A 20,940-nucleotide genomic window follows, 5' to 3' on the forward strand; every position below is an offset into this window, starting at 1 on the left:
CAAAGCCAGGAAGATACTTCTGGCTTAAGGCGCTGAAAAGACGAGGCAAAAAATGGCACCTTCAGAGGCCAGGCAGATTCAGGCGGGGCGCGCCGAATTGCGCGGTGCACGGCGTCAAAGCCGCAGCCTGTTTTGGTGTGTCGCCATTTTCAGCTTTTTTGCGAACCTGTTGATGCTCACTGGCCCGCTATACATGCTCCAGGTATATGATCGCGTCTTGGGTAGCCGCTCGGTCGAGACACTGGTCGCCCTCTCTGTGCTGGTGGTCTTTCTCTACGGTATGATGGGATTGCTGGACTACGCGCGAGGTCGACTTTTGGGCCGAATAGGCGCGCGGTTCCAATCCGACCTTGATCCTCGTGTTTTTGATGCGGCGCTGCGTAGGGCGTCAGGTCCGGGGAAATCAGATAACACTGCCGGTCCAGCTGATCTGGTTGCCATTTCGCGGTTGTTCTCGTCACCAGTTTTCGGAGCGGTTTTTGATCTGCCCTGGACCCCGGTATTTTTCCTTGGAATTTGGGTTTTCCACCCTTGGCTGGGCATACTGGCCCTCGTCGGTGGGGTCATTCTTATTGCAGTAACCGTCATCAACCAGGTCACCACGCGCGCACCTAGTCAAGCGGCCAACCGGGCTTCTGTCGAGGCGCAAGTCATCTCGGACCAAATGCAAAATGAGGCCGAAATGGTGCAGGCGCTGGGAATGCGTGGCGCAGCCTTTACAAGGTGGAGCAAAGCACGTGACAACGCATTGTCCGAACATATGCGCTCGGCCGATCTTGGAGGGACGTTCACCACCACGACAAAGACATTCCGACTGTTCTTACAATCTGCAATGCTGGGGCTTGGCGCACTGCTTGTGCTACGGGGTCAGATGACGCCAGGGGCAATGATTGCAGGTTCGATCCTGATGGGCCGTGCCCTTGCACCTATCGAACAGATCGTCGGTCAATGGCCAATGGTTCAGGCTGCTATGCGAGGCTGGGGACAACTGGCCGAGCTTTTGGGAACGGTTCCAATCGAAACAAAGCGAACACCGCTGCCAACGCCGAAAGCTCGACTTGAAATACGTAACCTCACCATTGTTCCACCCGGTGAAACGCAAGCCGTCCTAAAAGCTGTCAACTTCGCTGTTTCACCAGGGCAAGCCGTGGGGGTGATCGGTCCGTCAGGTGCTGGTAAATCAAGCCTCGCAAGGGCGTTAACCGGCGTATGGCCTTCTGCAGGGGGGTACATCCGGTTGGATGGGGCCAGTCTTGATCAGTATACGCCAGATGTTCTGGGGTCGCATATCGGGTATCTTCCGCAGGAGGTGACCTTGTTTGACGGAACAATCGCCGAGAACATAGCTAAACTGGCCCCGGACCCCGAAGCTGAAAAGGTGGTATCAGCTGCGCGTAAGGCGGATGCGCATGAAATGATCATTAAGTTGCCAAGGGGTTATGACACGCCTGTCAGGGCCACGGCCAATCGTCTGTCTGGTGGTCAGATTCAACGCATTGGTCTGGCCCGAGCGATGTATAGCGATCCTGTCATTCTTGTTCTGGATGAGCCGAACTCGAACTTGGACAATGAGGGAAGCGAAGCAGTGAACAAGGCGATCCGGGGGCTCAAGGCTGATGGCAAGTCCCTGTTGATTATCGCGCATCGGCCCGCGGTTCTGGCAGAATGCGATCTGTTGTTGATGTTGGATGGCGGAACTGTACGGGCCTTTGGACCCCGAGACGAGGTTTTGCGAAAAGTGGTCAGGAACAGCAGTGATGTCGCCCGAAAAGATGCGCAGGGAGGTGTCCAGTGACCCGACCGGTTCAGCAAAACAACGGGCAATGGTCCGCGAAGGGGCCGTTAATTCTGGGCGTTTTGACACTGTTTCTGTTACTTGGAGGTTTTGGCGCCTGGGCGGTACTTGCCCGTATCTCGGGCGCGATCATCGCTAGCGGACAGATTGAGGTCGATCAGAACCGTCAGGTGGTTCAGCACCCCGATGGTGGCGTGGTGGCAGAAATTCTGGTGGATGAAGGAGACGTGGTCAGGGCAGGTGAGACCCTAATTCGTCTGGATCCAAGCGCTTTGGAGTCCGAGTTGGCCATCGCTGAAAACCAGCTCTATGAGTTGATGGCCCGCCGCGGACGGCTAGAAGCTGAAAGGGATGGGCGCGAATCCATCCGGTTTGACGTTATTCTGTCGGAAGCTGCGGCCAAAGACTCAGATGCTGCGGATCTGATTGCGGGTCAAAAGCGGCTGTTTTCCGCGCGCGCGGCATCGACGCGCAACGAGATCGCCCAACTTGAGAAGCGCGCCAATCAGATAAAGAACCAGATAGATGGTCTGGCGGCACAGGAGGCGGCGCTGTCCCGGCAGCTTGAATTAATCACACAAGAGTTGGCCGGGCAGCAAGAGCTGCTGGATCGCGGCCTGGCGCAGGCGTCTCGTGTTTTGGCCTTGCAAAGAGAAGATGCCAACCTGTCGGGCCAGATGGGTGACTTCAAGGCGCGTAAGGCAGAAGCCGAGGTGCGGATCACCGAGATTGGAATCGAAATCCTCAAGCTCGCCACTGCTCAGCGCGAAGATGCTATATCCCAGTTGCGCGACCTGACGGTTCGTGAGTTGGGTTTGCGGGAAGAACGCCGGGCTCTTTTGGATCGTCTGGCTCGCCTTAACATCAAGGCTCCGGTCGCAGGCGTAGTGTATAGTCTGCAGGTCTTTGCACTGCAATCCGTTGTCCAACAGGCGGATCCGGTTCTGTTCATTGTGCCGCAGGACCGACCATTGGTGATCAACACACAAGTTGAGGCTATTCATATTGACAAGCTGAGTATCGGCCAACTGGTCACCCTGCGTTTTCCAGCGCTGGATCAGCGCAAAACACCTGAACTTAGCGGTCGCGTTGTGACAATTTCGGCAGACGCTTTCGAGGATAACACCAGTCAGTTGCGATATTACCGGGCCGAGATCACATTGAACGAAGGCGAAACGCGAAGGCTGCCAGAAGGATCGATTCTTGTACCTGGCATGCCTGTTGAAGCTTTCATCCGAACCGCGGATCGCAGCCCTTTGGGGTATTTGGTCAAACCTATGGCAGACTATTTTGCGAAGGCATTTCGTGACTAGTGTCTGGGCGATCGGACGCCGTCGTTTGCAGCAACCTTCCATACCCATGCACAGAATTGGCAAGACCCATGATGTGCCGAGCCTGATACATCATTGCTTGGTTTGACGTGACAATTGGTTTGCCCAATGCCTGTTCTAATTGGTCGATAACTTCGACACTGCGCATATCGGTACAGGAAAGAACAATCGCATCAGCCTTCGGGTGGTCTGCAGCTCGTCCAAGTTCGAACACGGCTTGGGGGCCTATCGTGCCCTGTCCATAATTGTCCAACGTACTTGCGACTTCCGAGCGGTTGACCGTGTGGATTCCGGCCTCGGTCAAAAAACTGACGGCAAGGTCGTTGATTGCGGGGACATACGGCGAAGCAAACCCGATATTTTTCGCGCCCAGTGATCGCAGTGCAAACACGATTGCTCCGGCAGCGGTTACAGTCTCGGCTCCGCATTCGGCTTTAATCCGGGCCGCAAGTGTGCGGTCAAAGGCGAACCCATGGGTCAGGGTTGCAGATGTGCATCCATAAAGTATGACCTCGGGCCGGACCCCTTGGAGCAAACGAAGCGGCTCTTCAAGATTTGCGGCTCCAAGGCCGTGCATCTGTTCGGCATCAGGAATCTCATCCTGATCATAACCGCCCATTCTCGCGAAATGCAGCGACACCCCGTCGGGGCGCAACAAATACATATCAGGTTCAAGGTTGGTGTTCGTGAAGGGCACAAGAATGCCGAAACGAGCCAGCCCTCGGGAATGCTTCATGGTGTGTCCCCTTCGATCCATGCTTCCAACAGTTGGGCCGTGCGGTCCATTTCGGCGGATTGGCCGACAGTGATCCGCAGGCATTCGGGTAAGCCGGCCCCGGCCTGACCACGTGCTATGATGCCGTAGGCCCGAAGCGCATCATTGGCCGATCGTGCATCTTGGGGGTTTGCAAAGCGGATCAACACGAAATTGGTGAAGCTTTCTGGAACCTCGAAACCCGCACGGCGTAGTCTTGTCGCGAAATCGTCGCGCAGTTGGATCGTTGCTGACCGAGTGGCCTTCATATAGTCCTGATCATTCAACGCGCCTATCGCCGCAGCCTGAGCCGCCACTGATATGTTGTTTGGATTCATAATCTTACGGGTCTGTGTCGCGATATCCAAAGGGAACACGCCCCAACCGATCCGCATACCCGCTAATCCGTAGGCCTTGGAAAACGTCCGCAAAACAACCGTGTCACCGCGTTCGACCAGATCAAAGATAGGCTCGTTAAGATGGTCCGCATATTCGCCGTAAGCCTCGTCAACAACCAGTAACACCTGATCTGGAAGAGCCTCACGCAAACGCACAAGATCTGCTTTCGGGATAACGGTACCAGTCGGATTTCCCGGATTGGCAACAAAAACGATACGTGTGTCGGGTTGAACATGGTCGATCAGCGCATCAACGCATACTCCGCGCGACTTTTCTGGGGCAGTGTCAAAACGTGCACGCGCGACTTGTGCGGCGGTTTTGAAAAACGGATATGCATGTGCCGGTGCAAGTACCGAACAGTTTTCGTCTGCGTAGGCTTGGGCCAGACATGAGATCAACTCCATAGACCCGTTGCCACATAATATCCACGCGGCTGGCAGATCGTGCAGCGCGGCCAGTGCCGAGCGGAGATCACGCCAATCGGGATCAGGATAAAGATGACCTGCTTCCATAGCGCCAGCAGCGGCAGAAACTGCCAGCGGACTGGGCGGTGTCAGACTTTCATTTTGCGCCAGGGATATTAAGCGCCTACCTTCAAGATCGCTCAATTCAGCAAGCGCGTAAGGCGACAGTCTTGAAACATGCGACACTGGTTGGATCATGTTTCCACCCCATAGACGTCACGCGCGAACTGCTCCGTGATCAGACCCGCCTCTAAGTCACGCAGAACCTCGGTTCGGCTACGGTCCTGGGGTAATCCAAAACCTCCGCCGCCCGGTGTTTCGAATACAAGAGTCTGACCCGCCTGTATTCGGACCTGACCTTTTCCTGGCAAGTCAGAACTATTGTGGCCCATCCGAATGCGCCCATTGGCACCTGCTAATCCACCTGATCGCCCACGTGCTGGGTTTTTAACCCGTTCCACTGAAAGGAACAGCAACAGGTCTGCGTCACAAGCGGATCGAAGCTCGATATGCTGCCCTAGACCGCCCCGCCTTTGACCCGCCCCGCCGGAATCTGGTTTTAATTCTCGTCGGGTTATCAATACTGGTGCGACCGCTTCGGTCGTTTCGACCTGCGATCCCCAAACCCCAGATGGGAACGCAGTTGCCGAGAGGCCATCCAAGCCGGGTCTCGCGCCAGTACCACCACTGAACACCAACTCAAGCGCGAACTGTTCGCCTCCGGTCTGCGGCGCTTCGGGCGCATGTCGCAAAGGCAGGTCGTACATGCACGACGCGCCTTCGGCAGGTACGCGATCGGGTAGGGCCTGCGCGAGGCACCCATACACCAGATCCGGCGTCATCTGGCCCAGCGTGTGACGCATTGCAACAGGCGCACCCGGCTGCGCATTCAGAATGCAGTCTTTCGGCCCCGACACGAGGAAAGCCGCCAATGATCCTGCATTGTTGGGAATATCTGGGCCTATTAAGCACCGCAGGGCAAAGACCGAATAGGCGGTCGCGTAATTCAGGGGTACATTGATACCCTTGCTGGACAGTCCCGAAGTACCCTTGAAATCCAGAACGATCTTATCCGCCTCAATCGTCAGGGCGGCGCGCAGTTCAATCTCGCGCTCGTACCCGTCTACTTTCAGTACGTTATGCCATGTGCCTTTCGGCAATCCAGCGATGACGTCAAGCGTGCCGCGATACGATGTTTCGATAATATAGTTTGCCAATTCATCCAGCCGATTGATGCCGAACTCTTGCATCATGCCAGACAATCTAACCGCTCCGGCCTCGCAGCATGCAATCAAGGCGTAAATGTCACCTTCATTTGCAACAGGTTCACGTGAGTTTGCCTTCACGATCTCGATCAGCAGAGCGTTGACAGTGCCGGCCTCTACCAGTTTGCAGGGTGGAATAAGCAACCCCTCGTCGTAAACATCCGATCCTTCCGGCCCCATACCCAGACCGCCCAAATCGACCAGATGAGACGTGCAGGCCGTAAAACCAATCACCGTATCATCCAGAAATACAGGCATCATCAGCAGGAAATCGTTCAGGTGCCCAGATGCGATCCAGGGATCATTGGTCACGTAGATGTCGCCGGGCTGCATATCTTGCACGGCAAAGCGGCCACGCAGGGTTTTCACCGCTTCGGCCATCGTGTTGATATGCCCCGGGGTTCCTGTAACGGCCTGCGCTAGCATCCGCCCCTGCACATCGAATATCCCGGCCGAAATGTCGCCACACTCTCGCACGATCGGAGAAAACGCGGCGCGGATCAGCGCTTGTCCTTGTTCTTCTACAACCGCCAACAGGCGGTTCCACATGACCTGCAACCTTGTTTCTGACAGATTCATCATGATCCTCCAGCGTTACGGACCAGCCAGATGTTCCCGGCCTCGTCCAACCGCGCCGAGAAATCAGCGCTGACCAAGGTTGTTGTTTGCGGTTCCATAATCAAAGCCGGTCCTGCAAGATGATCACCCGGTTTCAGAGTGGCGCGGTCATAGAGACCTGCCTTTCGCCAATCACCAGTGACGTCGCACAGGATTGACCGAAAGCCGTGAGGCTTGGCTTGACGTTTTTTTGCCGAAGCCGCAGCGGGTGTTAAAGCGGGAGGAAGCGATGAGACTTCAAGCCCCCAATTCATGATTTCGATGCGCATGCCCGGAACTGCGCGGCTAAACTGTCTGATGTATTCATTCTCGAAACTATGGTGCAGTTCTGGAATGTCTTCTTCTTGCAGTGACCTATTGGGCAGCTGAATTTCTATCTCGTGACCTTGTCCGTGATACCGCATGTAGGCCCGCCTTCGTTGCACTAGCGCGCCAGTTGGGGCGCCGCTGCGAACAACAGACCGGGCCTCTTGCAACATCAGGTCAAAAAACGCGTTGAGATCCTGCAAATCGAGTTTATCGAGTGTTGTGTAACGCGAGCGAATGATCTCGAATGACACCGGTGCGAACAGAAACCCGACCGCTGAGCCCACGCCCGGGTCGTGTGGAATAACGATCCGGTCGACCTGCGCGCGCCGAGCTACTCGGGTGGCATGTAACGGCCCGTTGCCGCCAAAGGCGATCATAACGCGCGCAGTTAAATCCTTGCCGGACTCCACAGCGTGCATTCTGCCTGCGCTGGCCATGTTTTCGTCAACGATTTCGCTAATACCGAGCGCCGCCTGATCTGCCGCCAATCCCAACGATTTTCCAATGCTCTGGTCCAAAGCGCAGTGCGCAGCGTGCGTGTCTATTTTTAGACGCCCTTCGGCAAACCGGTCCGGATCTATATACCCTTGCGCCACATCCGCATCAGTGACCGTAGGCTGCGTGCCGCCATTGGAAAACGCCGCTGGGCCTGGTTCAGAACCAGCGCTTTGCGGGCCGACATGCAGGCGCCCCAAACGATCTACATGGGCAATCGAACCGCCGCCCGCGCCGATCTCGATCATTTCGATAACCGGAATACGAACGGGCATACCCGATCCCTTGATAAAACGCGCCGCGCGGGCGATCTCGAATTTACGCGCGGTCTGTGGGCGAAAGGCGTCGATCAGGCAGAGTTTGGCCGTCGTACCGCCCATATCAAAGCTCAGAACTTCCCGCTCGTCCGTCTCGGCGGCAACCCGCGCCGCAAGTATTGCGCCTCCGGCCGGGCCGGACTCGACCAAACGGATAGGCAGGCGCGCCGCTGTTTCGAGCGTCGTCATACCTCCGCCTGCGGTCATCATTAGAATAGGGCAATCTAAGCCTTCGGCGTTAAACCGTGTTTGAAAGTCCGACAAATAGTCTGCCATCTGCGGCTGGACATACGCGTTGGCAATGGTTGTCGACAGTCGATCGAATTCTCGCGCCTCGGGGCTGACCTCATGCGACAAGGAAATCGCCACCTCTGGCAAAGCCTTGGACAAAAGCTGCCGCAACCTGATCTCATGCGCCGGATTGGCGTAGGCATGCAAAAGGCAAATCGCGAGAGCCTCGGCGCCACAGTCGGACAAGTCGCGAACAAGCCGTGTGACATCCTCCTCTGCAAGCCCGGACAGTTCGCGGCCACGCGCATCCATCCGCCCTCGGATTGTAAAGGCGCGCGTGCGCGGCACGATCAGGTCTGGCTTGACCAGGTTGATATCATACTGGCTGTAACGGCGCTCATAGGCGATTTCCAGAATATCCCGAAACCCTTCTGTTGTCACGGTCGCGACCCGAGCACCGCGCCGTTCGATCAACGCATTTGTGGCAAGGGTTGTGCCGTGAATAAATCCGGTGATGTCGCGCCAATTTGCGTTGGCATCTGACATAACACGCCGGACACCTTGCAGCGCGCCCAAAGTGGGGTTGCTGGGTGTCGTGGTCGTTTTGGTCGTTGCCAAAATCTGGTCATGTGCGTTGACCAGGACCGTGTCGGTAAATGTACCACCAATATCGACTGCAACACGCAGGCCGTTTTCAGGTTTCATTCAAAGCCATAAGGATTGAGTTAAGGGATTTTGAGCCTGTGTCGCGCTGACAGCGGACCCAACGACGTTTCACCTAGTGACGGTCACACGACCAAGTCACAGCCAGTCGCGCGGCGCCCCAGCTGTGAGCCCTCGGCCATAGTAGGTATGTCTGAAACTACCACGATTCCCATGTTTGCAACTCTGCAAGAGGTTCTAACGCGCTGTCAATAAAACGAGCGCGGTAACCCCCCTCGGCTTGCACCGTCAATCCAGCTGGTCGGCACCGCCGGATTTACGGTGGCGGGCCGCCCGCATGCGATCAGCAAGGGTTTCGATCCGGCTTTGAGCGTCCTGTGCGTCTTCCAAAACCTCGACCTTTTCGGCAGTCATCTGAAATGTTGCGCGCATGGGCACAAATCCATCGACGACCATTACCATTTGATCTGATGGAGCGATGGCCAAAGTTCCGGTCACCCGGATGGGCTGGTGCATATAACGCGGCACCCAGTCTGAATCCAATTGCAGACGGATCATCTGATTTGGTGGTGGCGGAGGAAAATGACTGCACATCCCCAGTTGGGGCACAAGATAAGCCACGGGCTGACCATCAGTGTCAGGCGGAGCGGGGATAGCATACCCTGATACAGTGAAGGACCGACCATCCAGTTTGGGGTTTCCAGCCGTGGCAGCACGCTCGCGCCGTGCGGTCACAGCCTCACGCTGATCCAGAAGCCAATCAATGTCCACGCCTTTCGCCGCCAAGGCGTTTTCGGTTTCTGCCAGAAGCTCCTGCCACTTCAATCTCTCGTCCGGGGTGCCGATTTCTTGCTGCAGTCTACCGCGCAATCGTACTGCAAAAACCAGATCGTCAAATTCTTCAGTGCCGAGTATCCGAAACGGGTCTTCAAAGACTTGCGCGGCTGGGTCCGGCATCTCGGCCCAATCCAGCGTTTCGTCAGGCATTGCGTCAGCCATGAAGGTCATCATGAGCAGAGCAGCCATCCAGCTGAAACCATGTTTTCTCAAATCAGACACAACTCACCATCGTCGGCATAATCCAACTTGAGTATTGTGGACTCTGTGCTGTGAATCCAGCCTAGGCTCAGAACAAATTTGCTGAGAATCAGCCTCGCCGATGTGCGCGATGATTTTGCTGCTGGGTAGTCTAAGTTTGCAACTGTAATGCTTCGGCTCGCGCCAACTCAAAGTACAGTTGAGCCCTGCAATGCAGCAAGCGTTCAGGATTTAGTTTAATTTTTAAGCAACCAGATCAGCATCCGAGAAACCGATGGCACCTTTGTTGTCAGGATCAAAACCTCTGAGCATTTTGAACGAGCAGGGTGCTTAGGGTTCCGCTGGCATCGTCAGGTCAGGTCCAAGAAGCATCACCTTGTCGGCAAACTCCGACAAGGCACACGGCGGGCCAAAATCCCGGGAGGTTACTGCGCTGGTTTCGTCCGCGCCCGATCTCATTGTTCCGCCAGCGGTCCGGAAACCCTCCACGATTTTGGCGGGACGTGACAACGGGGAATGACATGAAAATGACTAAGCTGATGTCCGCGACCGCCCTTGCCTTGGGTGTTCTGGCCGCGCCGCTGGCCGCACAGGAAAAGACCGAGTTCAAGCTGGCATGGTCAATCTATGTAGGCTGGATGCCCTGGGGGTATCTGGAAGACAGCGGGATCATGGACAAATGGGCCGAAAAATACGGCATCGATGTCGAGATCGTGCAGTTCAACGATTATGTCGAGTCGATCAACCAATACACCGCCGGTGCCTTTGACGGTGTCTCGGCCACCAATATGGACACACTGTCGATCCCCTCAGGGGGCGGGGTTGATACGACCGCGCTGATCGTGGGTGACTATTCCAACGGCAATGATGCGGTGATCATGAAGGGCGCAGGCAGCCTGGAAGACCTCAAAGGCAAGCCGGTCAATCTGGTGGAACTTTCGGTGTCGCATTACTTGCTGGCGCGGGGGTTGGATTCCGTGGGGCTTGAGGAATCTGATCTGGCCTCAGTCATCAACACGTCGGACGCTGACATGATCGCGGCCTTCGCCACGCCTGATGTCGAGGCAGTGGTGACATGGAATCCGCTTGTGTCCGAAATCATGGGCAGCAACCCTGATGCAGTGAACCTGTTCGACAGCTCGAAAATCCCCGGTGAGATTCTGGACCTGATGGTGGTCAACACTGAAACGCTTGAAGCCAACCCATCATTCGGCAAAGCCGTGGCAGGCGCCTGGTATGAGGTCATGGCGCTGATGGCTGCGGGCGACGAAGAGGTTCTGACCGCCATGGCCGAAGCCTCGGGCACCGATCTGGAAGGCTACAAGGCGCAGCTTGCCGCGACTGAGATGTTCTTTGACCCGGCCGCCGCCGTCGCACAGGCTAGCGCCGGGGATCTGCCGGAGACCATGACCAATGTCGCCGAATTCCTGTTCGACAAAGGCATTCTGGGCGAAGGCGCTCCCAGCGCTGATTTCGTGGGCATCGCTTATCCCGATGGCACGACCACGGGCGACGCGGGTAACGTCAAGTTCCGCTTTGACACGACCTACATGCAGATGGCCGCTGACGGCGACCTGTAAGCAAGCTTCGGGGCGGCCCGCGCGGCTGCCCCGATCCCCCGACGTGCCAAGGATCGCCCACTCATGCGCCTGATCAATCACAAACCCGGACGCCCCGGAGCGTTGCTGCTGGCCGCGCTGCCCTTCGTGGTGCTGTTTGTGGCCTATGCGGTTGCCTCGGATATCCGGCTGACAGCGAACCCGCAGGACAAGCTGCTGCCCGCGCCCTCAACCATTCTGGACACGGCGCACCGGCTGTTCACGGAACCTGACCGCCGGTCAAAAGAGATCCTGCTGTGGAATGACACGTTCGCCAGTCTGGCGCGTTTGCTGGGCGGGGTCGGGATTTCGGCGGCGCTGTCTTTGGTATTGGGGCTGGCCATCGGTTTGCTGCCCTATGCGCGGTCGCTGCTGTCCAGCTTTGTTGCGGTGATTTCGATGGTGCCGCCGCTGGCCCTGTTGCCGATCCTGTTCATCGTGTTCGGGCTGGGCGAGCTGTCCAAGGTTGTTCTGATCGTCATCGGCATCACCCCCTTTATGACTCGCGATCTGGCGCAGCGCGTGATGGAGATCCCAAAGGAACAGATCGTCAAGGCGCAAACGCTTGGGGCCTCGACCTCGGTGATTGCTCTGCGTGTAGCGCTGCCGCAGATTCTGCCGCGCTTGATTTCGAATATGCGTCTGTCCTTAGGTTCGGCCTGGCTGTTCCTGATCGCGGCCGAGGCGGTGGCCTCGAACGTAGGCCTTGGCTATCGCATCTTTCTGGTGCGCCGCTATCTGGCGATGGATGTGATCCTGACCTACGTCATCTGGATCACCCTGCTGGCCTTCGTGATCGACTGGGCGCTGAAAACCACCTCGCGCCGTGCATTCCCGTGGATGGAGGCCGGACTATGAGTTTTGTATCCGTCCGCAATGTCTGGCAACGCTACGGCGACCGATCCATTCTGGAGCGGGTCAGTGTCTCGGTCGATGAAGGCGAGTTCATCTCGATCGTCGGCGCGTCAGGCTGCGGTAAGTCCACCTTCCTGCGTATGCTGCTGGCTGAAGAGCGACCGTATAAGGGCGAGATCAGTATTGATGGTGGCGACACGGCAGTCGAGCCGAACCGCGAACGCGGCGTGGTGTTTCAGAAATACTCGGTCTTTCCGCATATGACCGTGCGCGACAACCTGATCGCGGGCGAAAGCTTTGAACAGCCTTTTGGTCGTTTGCGCGGGACTGCACGCACCGAGGCCGCAGCGCGTGCAGACGCGATGCTGGAACGGATCGGCCTGAACCATGTGGCCGATCAATTCCCGGCGGCGCTGTCGGGCGGGATGCAGCAGAGGTTGGCCATCGGTCAGGCCATGACGGCGCGGCCGCGCATCCTGCTGCTGGATGAACCCTTCGGTGCGCTTGATCCGGGCACCCGCCTGCAAATGCATGATTTCCTGATGGAATTGCGGGACGAAACCAACATGACCGTTTTCATGGTCACGCATGACCTGCAAGAAGGGTTCAAGCTGGGCGACCGGGTTCTGGTCTTCGACAAACCCCGCTGGGACCCGGACGATCCGGGCCTGTTCGGAGCCACGATCACCTATGATTTCGACGCCCGTAACAAGGGCATGCCGTATCAGGACATTCTCGATCAGTACCCCTCATTGGCAGGGGCCTGAACAACCGCATCATGCGCCGCCGGGCTCCGCATGCTGCGTTCACCAAAGCCCGGAGATTCCCCGCCCGACAGCGGGATACTGATTTGGGAGACATACCGTGTTTTCGGATCCAAAGCGCACGCAGTCCCATCACCCGATGGACCTGCGCACTCATCTTGAACGCCGCGAAAAGCGCCAACACCACCCTGACCTGACCAAACTGGCGGGCTGGAAGGCCATGCAGAAAGAGGCCGACCTGCCCGAAGGCCGCTGGGACGAGGAACGCCGCTGGGCCCTGCGCATGGGCCTGACCGGCGCTGACAGCATCGAGGACAAGTCGATCCCCACATTCGCACGGGGTGAGTTGCCGCATTTCGCAGGCATCAACACCTTCCTCAAGGCCCCCTATGCCGAAGACGTGCTGGAGGTTGCTGACTATGACGCCACTGTGCTGGGCATCCCGTTTGACGGCGGCACCACCTATCGCCCCGGAACCCGCTTCGGGCCGCAGGGGGTGCGCAAGATCTCGGCGCTATATACGCCTTACAACTACGAGATCGGGGTCGACCTGCGCGAACAGATGACCCTGTGCGATGCGGGCGACGTGTTCACCATCCCGGCCAATATCGAGAAAAGCTTTGACCAGATCAGCCGCGCGGTCAGCCATGTGTTCAGCTCGGGCTCGCTGCCGATCATGATCGGGGGCGACCATTCCATTGGCTTCCCCTGTGTGCGCGGGATCGCCGAATGCACCTCGAAGAAAATCGGCATCGTCCACTTCGACCGCCACGCAGATATTCAGGAAAAAGACTTGGATGAGAGGATGCACACGACTCCGTGGTTTCACTCCACCAACCTGCCCAATGTGCCCGCCAAGAACCTTGTGCAGATCGGCATCGGCGGCTGGCAAGTCCCGCGTGAGGCCGTCAAGGTCGCCCGCGAGCGCGAGACCAACATCATCACCATGGGCGATATGGAGAAGATGGGCGTCGACAAAACCATCGAGATGGCGTTGGAGATGGCGTGGGACGGTGTCGATATGGTTTATATGTCCTTCGACATCGACAGCATCGACTGCGGTTTTGTCCCCGGCACCGGTTGGCCTGAACCCGGCGGTTTCCTTCCGCGTGAAGCGCTGGCGCTTGCCTCGGGCATCGCTGCCGAAGGCATCTGTGGCATGGAACTGGTCGAGGTCTCACCGCCTTATGACACATCCGATATCACCGCCCTGATGGGCACCCGCGTGATCGTGGATGTTCTCGGCGCGTTGGTGTCGAACGGCAAGATGGGCGCGCATAAGAAGTTCATCGACAAACCCGTCGCCATCCCTCACGGCGAATTTGAAGGGCGGAGGTGGTCGAATGCCACATGATCACCCACACAATTACCACCACGATCATGACCATGCCCATCACGGGCATGGCCACAACCACGCCCATGGCGACCACCTGCACAGCCACATGCATCACGAGGATGAGGCAGCGGACCTGCAGGTTCTAGCCACGCAATTCATTGACGGTTTCCTGCAGGCCGGTGACAAAACCAGCTATCTGAAACTGGCCGGTGTCCCCTTTGAACGCCCGTCCAAGGACGGCGCCAAGGCGCTGAAACTGATCGACATCGAATTGAAGACCGAATGGCAGGTGGGCACCGCCTCGCCTTCATTCGGCTCGCGCGAGCTGAGCTATCTGCCCTTCCCCGGTCAGATGGTGCAGGAGCGCACCAATATGTCGCTGATCTATGTCTCTATGGATGATAAATCCACTTTAGACATCCGCGACTTTCTTCACCAACGCAAACAGGAGATCGAAGCATGAAATCTGTAAGACTCGCATCATTAGCCGCATTGGCCGCAACGCCCGCGATGGCCCACACCGATCACGCGTTTCACACACATGGCAGTGAGGTTTTCTTAATCCTCGCTGGCGTTGCAGTGATGGCTTTTCTGGCCTTCCGATCGAAGGGGTAAGTCTGTAGCTCGTGGCGCAGTTAATTAAGCACTGCGCCACATGTAACCTTGTGCCTGTGGTCGAAATCAAAATTTAGTATTTTATAAATCATCAGTCCCTGTATCTTGAATTAAGTTGACCAGTGTGAAGCTCTGGGGATTTCGATATGGATATTTTAGCAGAACAACTCCGCGCGTTTCCGATTATGGCGCTTTTCCTTTGCCTGGGTCTAGGATACGGCATTGGGAAATTCAGGGTTGGAAAGTTTGAACTGGGCGGAATTGCCGGAACCCTTCTGGTCGCGGTTTTTGTAGGCCAGATCGGCGGCATTACCCTAAGCACTGATGTGCAAAACGTCTTCTTTTCCCTGTTTATTTTTATGGTTGGCTATAACGGCGGGCCGCAATTCTTTGCCGCCCTTAACCGCTCGGCTCTGACAAAACTGTTGGCGGCGTTCATGATGACGGCTTGGGGGCTTTTCTTCGTGATCGTCGTGGCTCGCATGGCGGGGCTGGACAAAGGGCTTGCGGCTGGACTGGCTGCCGGAGGGCTGACGCAGTCGGCGATCATCGGCACAGCGGGCAACGCGATTGATTTGCTAGGGCTCGCGGCAGATGAAGCGGAAAAGCTAAAAACCAATATCGCGGTTGGCTACTCGGTTACCTATATCTTTGGTTCAATTGGGCCGATTCTGGCCGTCAGCGTCATTCCTATCATTCTGCGCTGCGATCTTCGGCAAGAAGCGATCAAACTGGCCAGCAAACTCAGCGGCGGCGGTCGCAAACTGGAGGAGGGTGAGTTTCTTCCAATGAACCGGTTTGAGGCGCGCGCCTATCAAGTGACTGCTGATGCGCAACTTGCCGGGCAATCTGTCAAGGCCATCGAGGAACGGTATGGCGGCGATCTGATTGTCGAGAAGCTGATGCAGAACGGAATTCCGGTAGAGCCTGAACCTGAAACCGTTGTCGGGGCAGGTGATGTAATCGTTGTCTCGGGCCTTGTCGCCTCACTTACCAGTTTCGAAGACACCGCAAGCGGCGAAATCGGGGAATATCCACCGGAATTGGTTGTCGTGGCGGAACGCCGCAACGTGATCATCACCAATCGCAAACTGACAGGAAAAACTCTGGCAGAACTGAGGGCTGCATTGACCGCCGATCAGCGTCGTGGAGTTCACATCTCAAAGATCACGCGTATGGGTCATGACGTGCCGGTACTGCACAATACGGAACTCCACGCTGGTGACGAGATCAGCATCGTTGGCCACAAAGATGACCTGAACCGGGTGGCCAAATTGGCAGGCTACGTGCCGCCCTCGGCCTCGGCTACGAACTTCATCGCTCTGGGTATTGGTGTTGCCATCGGTTACCTGATTGGTGAGATCAGCTTTGTCATTGCTGGAACGAAGGTCGCACTTGGGTCGGGGCTTGGCTGTCTTGTGACCGGATTGATCATTGGCTATCTGCGCATTCGTCGACCCAAGATTGGTGGCATCAACCACGGCGCTGCAAACTTCCTTCAGAGCTTTGGACTGGCGGTATTTGTCGGCGTTGTTGGCTTGAATGCTGGCAAACCGGCGCTGGAAGCCATCCAGCAATACGGCATTACCTTGCTCCTGCTGGGTGTGGTCGTCACCTTGATGCCGATGATTGTGCAGTTCACGATCAACTACTTTATTCTGGGCATAAAAAACCCGGTCGAGGCATGCGCGGTCGTAACCGGATCCCGCTCAGGCAACCCAGGCTTTGCGACGTTGTTGGAAAAAACCGGAAACGCGACGCCAACCCCCGCGTTTACGATGACTTACGCGGTCGCCAATATCTTTTTAACGCTCTGGGGCCCGCTTGTTGTGGCCTTTGTTCCCTGATCAAAGCGTTCGTAGTCGCAAACTAACCGTGAAGTGGCAGGCCTTTCGCGGCGCGGTAGGCTTGCACATAGCCAACCGCGACCGCCCGAACTGCCCGGCCGATCTGGCGATAGGCGCTGTCATCTAGATTGGCAAAAGAGACACGTGCCGACCAGTTTGGTGCGTCAAAGCCCGACCCATTGAGCAGAACAATCCCATGGTCTTGCGCCAGTTTGAATGAGATATCCAGAGGGTGAACGTTCTCCTTAATCCACTCCACAACCTCTTCACCTACATATTTCCTTAGCCAGAATTCAAAGTCGATAATGCCGTAATACTTGTCGAAAAGCGGATTGTCAGAAACCTCGATCCCCAAACCTTCGACCAGCTCATTGAAACGGTGATCGAGAATACCCCAGCAAAACGCCTGATATTTTTTCTCTTCGTCCATTAGTTCAACAAGTGAAAACAGCGTCATCATAACTTGCTGTGGCAGAGACAAACCCGCAGTATGATTCAACGCGACATCTCGGCTGTCCGCCACAATTCGATCGATGAATTTGAACGAGGACGGATCAGGGGTCAGCGTTTCGTATCGCGCTTCAACGACTGCACGCGTATCCGCTGGGGCTTGGGCAATCATTTTGTCGAAGATGTTGTTTTCAGACACCAGGATTGCGCCGAGACGCCAACCGGTACACCCAAAATACTTCGAAAAAGAATAAACGCCGATCGTGTTTTCCGGCAAATGTCCCATCACCGACTGAAAGTCTGGCACGAAGGTGCCATAGACATCATCGGTCAGGATAATCAGATCCGGACGTCGGGTATTGACGAAATGCACCAGCCGGGCCATGACCTCGGGGCTGATCGCAACCGACGAAGGGTTGCCTGGATTGACAAGGAAAAGTGCCTTGACCTTCGGGTCGGCCAAGAGCTCCAGATGATCATCCGTCAACTGAAAATGGTGTTCTTCCTCTGACGATATGTCGACCACGTTCAACCCGTAGTCTTCCAAAAGCGGCATTTCCAAATAGGGCGTAAAGATAGGTGTGCCCAAAGCTATTGTATCGCCTGCGTTAAGCAGTCGCTGGTTTTTAAGCGCCTTGAAAATATAGCACATCGCGGCGGTACCACCTTCGACAGCATATATGTCGAATTTTGCCTCGGGCCGATGCCCGGCGCACATCGCCCACATTATGTATTCGTGCACAATGGCTTCGTTGTGTTTCATGCATCGGTCAGGCATTGGATAGTGGTCGCCCACAATGCCATCGGTTAGTTCAAGGACGAAGTCGTCAGGCGTGAAACCAAATTTTTCAGCGGCGTAATCCACCATTGCCGCCAGCGTGTCGGCACCTGGAGGTCCATTCTGTTCCAAAGAATTGGCGCAATAGGCTTTCAACCTCACGTAAGAACCGTTGCCTTGAGGCATTCCGGCCAACCCGACCTGAGGTTCATTGCGGTGCCGTTTTGCCTCGGTCATCGCAAACTGGCCCAGCAGGAAGAACGCCTCGCGTGCTTTGGTTGCGATCCAGTTGGGATTCCCACGCCCTGCATTCAGATAGGGCAGGGCCATCTGATGCGACTCTTTCTGAGCCAGCTTGATGAGTTCGTCTTTGATCTGAAAAGGGCTAAGATGTTCAAATTTGTGCAAGTTGAGCGTCTCGGTCATGACAATAAACCTTTCGTAAAAACTTCAGGAAAATTCATCGAAATCGTATGCAAACCATAGGGCCAAAGTAAACAACGCTCTGATCGAAGGCACGGGCGGCGTCACAGACTCTGGTATTCAAGACTTGGCCTTAGAACAGGGTATTTAATGCCCAACCCACGGTGAGCTAGGCCATTTTCAGTGTGCTTTGGATGCCATCTTGTCAGAATTAAGCACAGACGCCATAGTTGCCGTTAGAAATTTATGTATTCGATTATTTTTTGAAGCGCTTTTGCACGGAGCTGAACAAAATCGAAACGCAACAATCTCGGTTTTTTCAAGAACTCCTCTGGTTCCTGCTGTTTATTGGCTGGGTCCCTATGTTGGCGTCCTATGCATTTGTGCTGGACCCGGTGGCCACTGGCAAGACGGGTGTTCTGACGACGATTACCGATCAAATAACGCTTTATCAGCAGCGTGGTTGGGGGCATCCGGCCATTGGTATTTTGGGGTTGGCAGGGCTTGTTTCCGCGGGCCTAGTCATCCGGCTCGGGCGTTTGTCGCTTTGGCCAATTCCGGCCTTTTTGTTGTGGTCGTCGCTGATTTATCAGTTCAATTCGATGGGGGCCGGCGGCGCATTTGAGATGACCACGCACGTGATTTATGCCGCTCTTGCTGCCGCATGCACCTATCTTTTTCTGCGCCACGGTCATTTGCTTTCCACGTCATTCATAGGGTTTACCACTATTCTGTTTCTGGATGTAGCTGGGTCACAGATTGCGCAACTTTTCGGTGCAGCGCCGGGTACCAGCTTGCTGGGTATGATGTTTTTTGGCTATCAACCCAAACCGGTGAACGCACTGTTGTTCCTGACGATATCGGTGCTGGTTCGAATGCTGTGGATGATGGTCCGTGACAACTGGCAGTTTGTCACAACACTTTCTAAATCGGATCTACGCTCCGCCAGTCGCAAGACATTACGACTCTGGAGCCCTGCATTGGCTGTTTTTGTTTTTTTCGGTGGGTTTTGGTGGGCGCTCGTAAATTTGTGGATCGAACCACAGATGGTTGCCGATGTTGAACGCCGGACGGCCGAGTTAGAAAACCGGGCAATTATCTGGGTGATCGAAAGCGAGCCGATGGCGCAAGACAGCCATGTTCCGTACGTCAAGTCTTGGTCCCGTAGCTATCCAAGCGCGGACCCGCTGGAACGCGCTATCAATCAGTGGTCGGATCTGTATCTGATTTCGGTGCATAAACGTGTGAGTCTCAACCTTAAGACGGTTGAACGGGACGCAAAGAACGACCTTGCTCGTGTACCCCTAGCTGTAAAAGACCAGATGAATACAGCCTTTCCCAAAGAGGTCTTGCCCTTGTTGGAAAAGCCGGGCTGGTGCTTTCCACTTGATCCTGTCTGCAAGACAAAGGAATGGATCGTCGAAGGGGCCAACCAGATGATGGTGGATGCGCGGACCGGAATGATAGACGGCACCACCGATTTTGCGGGATGCATTACTCTGGCATCGTCTGACCCGAACAGGCCCCGAAACTGCCCCAGCGATGTCGCTCTGGCTGATGACGTGTCAGATGCTTCAACCCGGGTTCAAAGCTACTACCAACAGGTTTATCTAACCACGCACACGACAACCACATCGACCGTAACAGGCGGCTTTAGAACCTGGCGCAACGTATCGCTGCTTTTGACGTTGTACAGTGTCATTATTCTGCTCAAGACTTTCCTTATTGTTTTCTCGCGCGTGATATTTGCGCCAAACGGGGCCGCCAGTCTGCATGCACAGTTTCTGCCAGATGACCCCCCATCTTCAGCGTCTGTTTTGGCTAACCATGGGCAGCACTACCGCATCCCCATTACCGAAAAAGATGCGTATTTTGTAGCGCGTTGGGGCGTAACGTTGGAAGGGCCTCCGCCCGCCCGACGCCGCCCGCTTGGGTTTCGAATGCCTGTCGCACGCATTGCCAGCGGTACATGGGCGATGAATCGGATTGAGGGCAACCGCGCAGAGAAACCCGATGAATTTGACGCGGAACTGAAAGTCGACGAGCCTGCAGAACTTGTTTCTTGGTCCCTTCAACCTGGTGAGCGTGTGATTTTCAGGTTTTCAGATTTCGTCAGAATGAGCGAAACATTGAAAATGGGACGCATTGCCAGTCTGGGTCTTTCGACGCTGATACTGGGGCGTATGATCTACTATTATGCAGAAGGTCCAGGAACCCTGATCCTTCGAAGCACCGCGGCTGCGCGTCTTACGCCTTCATCTGAGGCGGAAAAACCTGCTCCAATGCCCAAGCTGGTCGCCTGGGGTAGCAGTACAAGATTCAGCATTTTTGCCGCTCTTACAACGATGGACACTTTCTTAAGTGGATACAATCTCAAAACAGCGCCAAAAGATGCAGTCGTCTGGGATAGTTCAACCCGCCGTGGAGATGGTCCGGGGACAGGGATCATGCGATTTATGAAAAGCTTCTTGCTACCGCTATAAATGGCGCAAGCATAGTGGTGGACCAGTTCAGTTGGGGAAGCTCAATACCTGCTGCGAATGTCAGCTTCAGCGAATACCGCATCGCGGCGACCCAGACCCCACTCAAAGCCCA

The 20,940-nt window shown here is 55.8% G+C and carries 16 protein-coding genes and 1 riboswitch; of the genes, 10 read left to right on the plus strand and 6 right to left on the minus strand.

Annotated features, from left to right (window positions below):
* Window positions 1–52: 52 nt before the first annotated feature.
* The gene (locus tag AC2FF7_RS17070) at window positions 53–1,795 is read left to right on the plus strand and encodes a type I secretion system permease/ATPase (protein ID WP_496906004.1); all 1,743 of its coding nucleotides are present in this window, start codon (window positions 53–55) and stop codon (window positions 1,793–1,795) included.
* Complete coding sequence (locus tag AC2FF7_RS17075) at window positions 1,792–3,108, plus strand: HlyD family type I secretion periplasmic adaptor subunit (protein ID WP_480869719.1); 1,317 nt, start codon at window positions 1,792–1,794, stop codon at window positions 3,106–3,108. Before AC2FF7_RS17070 ends, AC2FF7_RS17075 begins: the two co-directional genes overlap by 4 nt.
* On the opposite strand, the gene AC2FF7_RS17080 is transcribed toward AC2FF7_RS17075, so the two are convergent.
* From AC2FF7_RS17080 to AC2FF7_RS17100, 5 genes are all read right to left on the minus strand, one after another.
* The gene (locus AC2FF7_RS17080) at window positions 3,071–3,862 is read right to left on the minus strand and encodes a maleate cis-trans isomerase family protein (RefSeq protein ID WP_496906005.1); all 792 of its coding nucleotides are present in this window, start codon (window positions 3,860–3,862) and stop codon (window positions 3,071–3,073) included. The genes AC2FF7_RS17075 and AC2FF7_RS17080 overlap by 38 nt on opposite strands.
* Window positions 3,859–4,941 (minus strand): pyridoxal phosphate-dependent aminotransferase, encoded by a 1,083-nt coding sequence (locus AC2FF7_RS17085; RefSeq protein WP_496906006.1) that lies wholly within the window; start codon window positions 4,939–4,941, stop codon window positions 3,859–3,861. Before AC2FF7_RS17085 ends, AC2FF7_RS17080 begins: the two co-directional genes overlap by 4 nt.
* Window positions 4,938–6,587, minus strand: a complete 1,650-nt coding sequence (locus AC2FF7_RS17090) for a hydantoinase B/oxoprolinase family protein (protein WP_480869713.1) — start codon at window positions 6,585–6,587, stop codon at window positions 4,938–4,940. The genes AC2FF7_RS17085 and AC2FF7_RS17090 overlap by 4 nt, the downstream gene beginning before the upstream one ends.
* The gene (locus AC2FF7_RS17095) at window positions 6,587–8,683 is read right to left on the minus strand and encodes a hydantoinase/oxoprolinase family protein (RefSeq protein WP_496906007.1); all 2,097 of its coding nucleotides are present in this window, start codon (window positions 8,681–8,683) and stop codon (window positions 6,587–6,589) included. The genes AC2FF7_RS17090 and AC2FF7_RS17095 overlap by 1 nt, the downstream gene beginning before the upstream one ends.
* Before the next feature lie 246 nt (window positions 8,684–8,929).
* Window positions 8,930–9,667, minus strand: a complete 738-nt coding sequence (locus AC2FF7_RS17100) for a DUF3299 domain-containing protein (protein ID WP_480869709.1) — start codon at window positions 9,665–9,667, stop codon at window positions 8,930–8,932.
* Window positions 9,668–9,998: 331 nt separating this feature from the next.
* Window positions 9,999–10,105: riboswitch (guanidine-I (ykkC/yxkD leader) on the plus strand.
* 95 nt (window positions 10,106–10,200) lie between these two features.
* On the opposite strand from AC2FF7_RS17100, the gene AC2FF7_RS17105 reads away from it, so the two are divergent.
* The 7 genes from AC2FF7_RS17105 (at window position 10,201) to aspT (ending at window position 16,694) form a co-directional block, all read left to right on the plus strand.
* On the plus strand, window positions 10,201–11,259 hold the full coding sequence (locus AC2FF7_RS17105) for a putative urea ABC transporter substrate-binding protein (protein WP_496906008.1): 1,059 nt from the start codon (window positions 10,201–10,203) through the stop codon (window positions 11,257–11,259).
* Between the two features lie 63 nt (window positions 11,260–11,322).
* Window positions 11,323–12,135, plus strand: a complete 813-nt coding sequence (locus AC2FF7_RS17110) for an ABC transporter permease (RefSeq protein WP_170756040.1) — start codon at window positions 11,323–11,325, stop codon at window positions 12,133–12,135.
* Window positions 12,132–12,899, plus strand: a complete 768-nt coding sequence (locus AC2FF7_RS17115; RefSeq protein ID WP_496906009.1) for an ATP-binding cassette domain-containing protein — start codon at window positions 12,132–12,134, stop codon at window positions 12,897–12,899. The genes AC2FF7_RS17110 and AC2FF7_RS17115 overlap by 4 nt, the downstream gene beginning before the upstream one ends.
* Window positions 12,900–12,996: 97 nt before the next feature.
* Window positions 12,997–14,250: an agmatinase family protein gene (locus AC2FF7_RS17120; protein ID WP_209196120.1), complete on the plus strand. Its 1,254-nt coding sequence runs from the start codon at window positions 12,997–12,999 to the stop codon at window positions 14,248–14,250.
* Complete coding sequence (locus AC2FF7_RS17125) at window positions 14,240–14,695, plus strand: hypothetical protein (protein ID WP_480869701.1); 456 nt, start codon at window positions 14,240–14,242, stop codon at window positions 14,693–14,695. Before AC2FF7_RS17120 ends, AC2FF7_RS17125 begins: the two co-directional genes overlap by 11 nt.
* Window positions 14,692–14,847: a hypothetical protein gene (locus AC2FF7_RS17130; RefSeq protein ID WP_480869699.1), complete on the plus strand. Its 156-nt coding sequence runs from the start codon at window positions 14,692–14,694 to the stop codon at window positions 14,845–14,847. Before AC2FF7_RS17125 ends, AC2FF7_RS17130 begins: the two co-directional genes overlap by 4 nt.
* A gap of 146 nt (window positions 14,848–14,993) precedes the next feature.
* Complete coding sequence (aspT, locus tag AC2FF7_RS17135) at window positions 14,994–16,694, plus strand: aspartate-alanine antiporter (RefSeq protein ID WP_480869698.1); 1,701 nt, start codon at window positions 14,994–14,996, stop codon at window positions 16,692–16,694.
* A gap of 22 nt (window positions 16,695–16,716) precedes the next feature.
* On the opposite strand, the gene AC2FF7_RS17140 is transcribed toward aspT, so the two are convergent.
* The gene (locus AC2FF7_RS17140; protein WP_480869697.1) at window positions 16,717–18,348 is read right to left on the minus strand and encodes a bifunctional aspartate transaminase/aspartate 4-decarboxylase; all 1,632 of its coding nucleotides are present in this window, start codon (window positions 18,346–18,348) and stop codon (window positions 16,717–16,719) included.
* A gap of 227 nt (window positions 18,349–18,575) precedes the next feature.
* Between AC2FF7_RS17140 and AC2FF7_RS17145 the strand changes: the two genes are divergently transcribed.
* Window positions 18,576–20,828 (plus strand): hypothetical protein, encoded by a 2,253-nt coding sequence (locus tag AC2FF7_RS17145; RefSeq protein WP_496906010.1) that lies wholly within the window; start codon window positions 18,576–18,578, stop codon window positions 20,826–20,828.
* Window positions 20,829–20,940: the final 112 nt, after the last annotated feature.

Source organism: Ruegeria sp. YTSC325, from assembly GCF_059609525.1.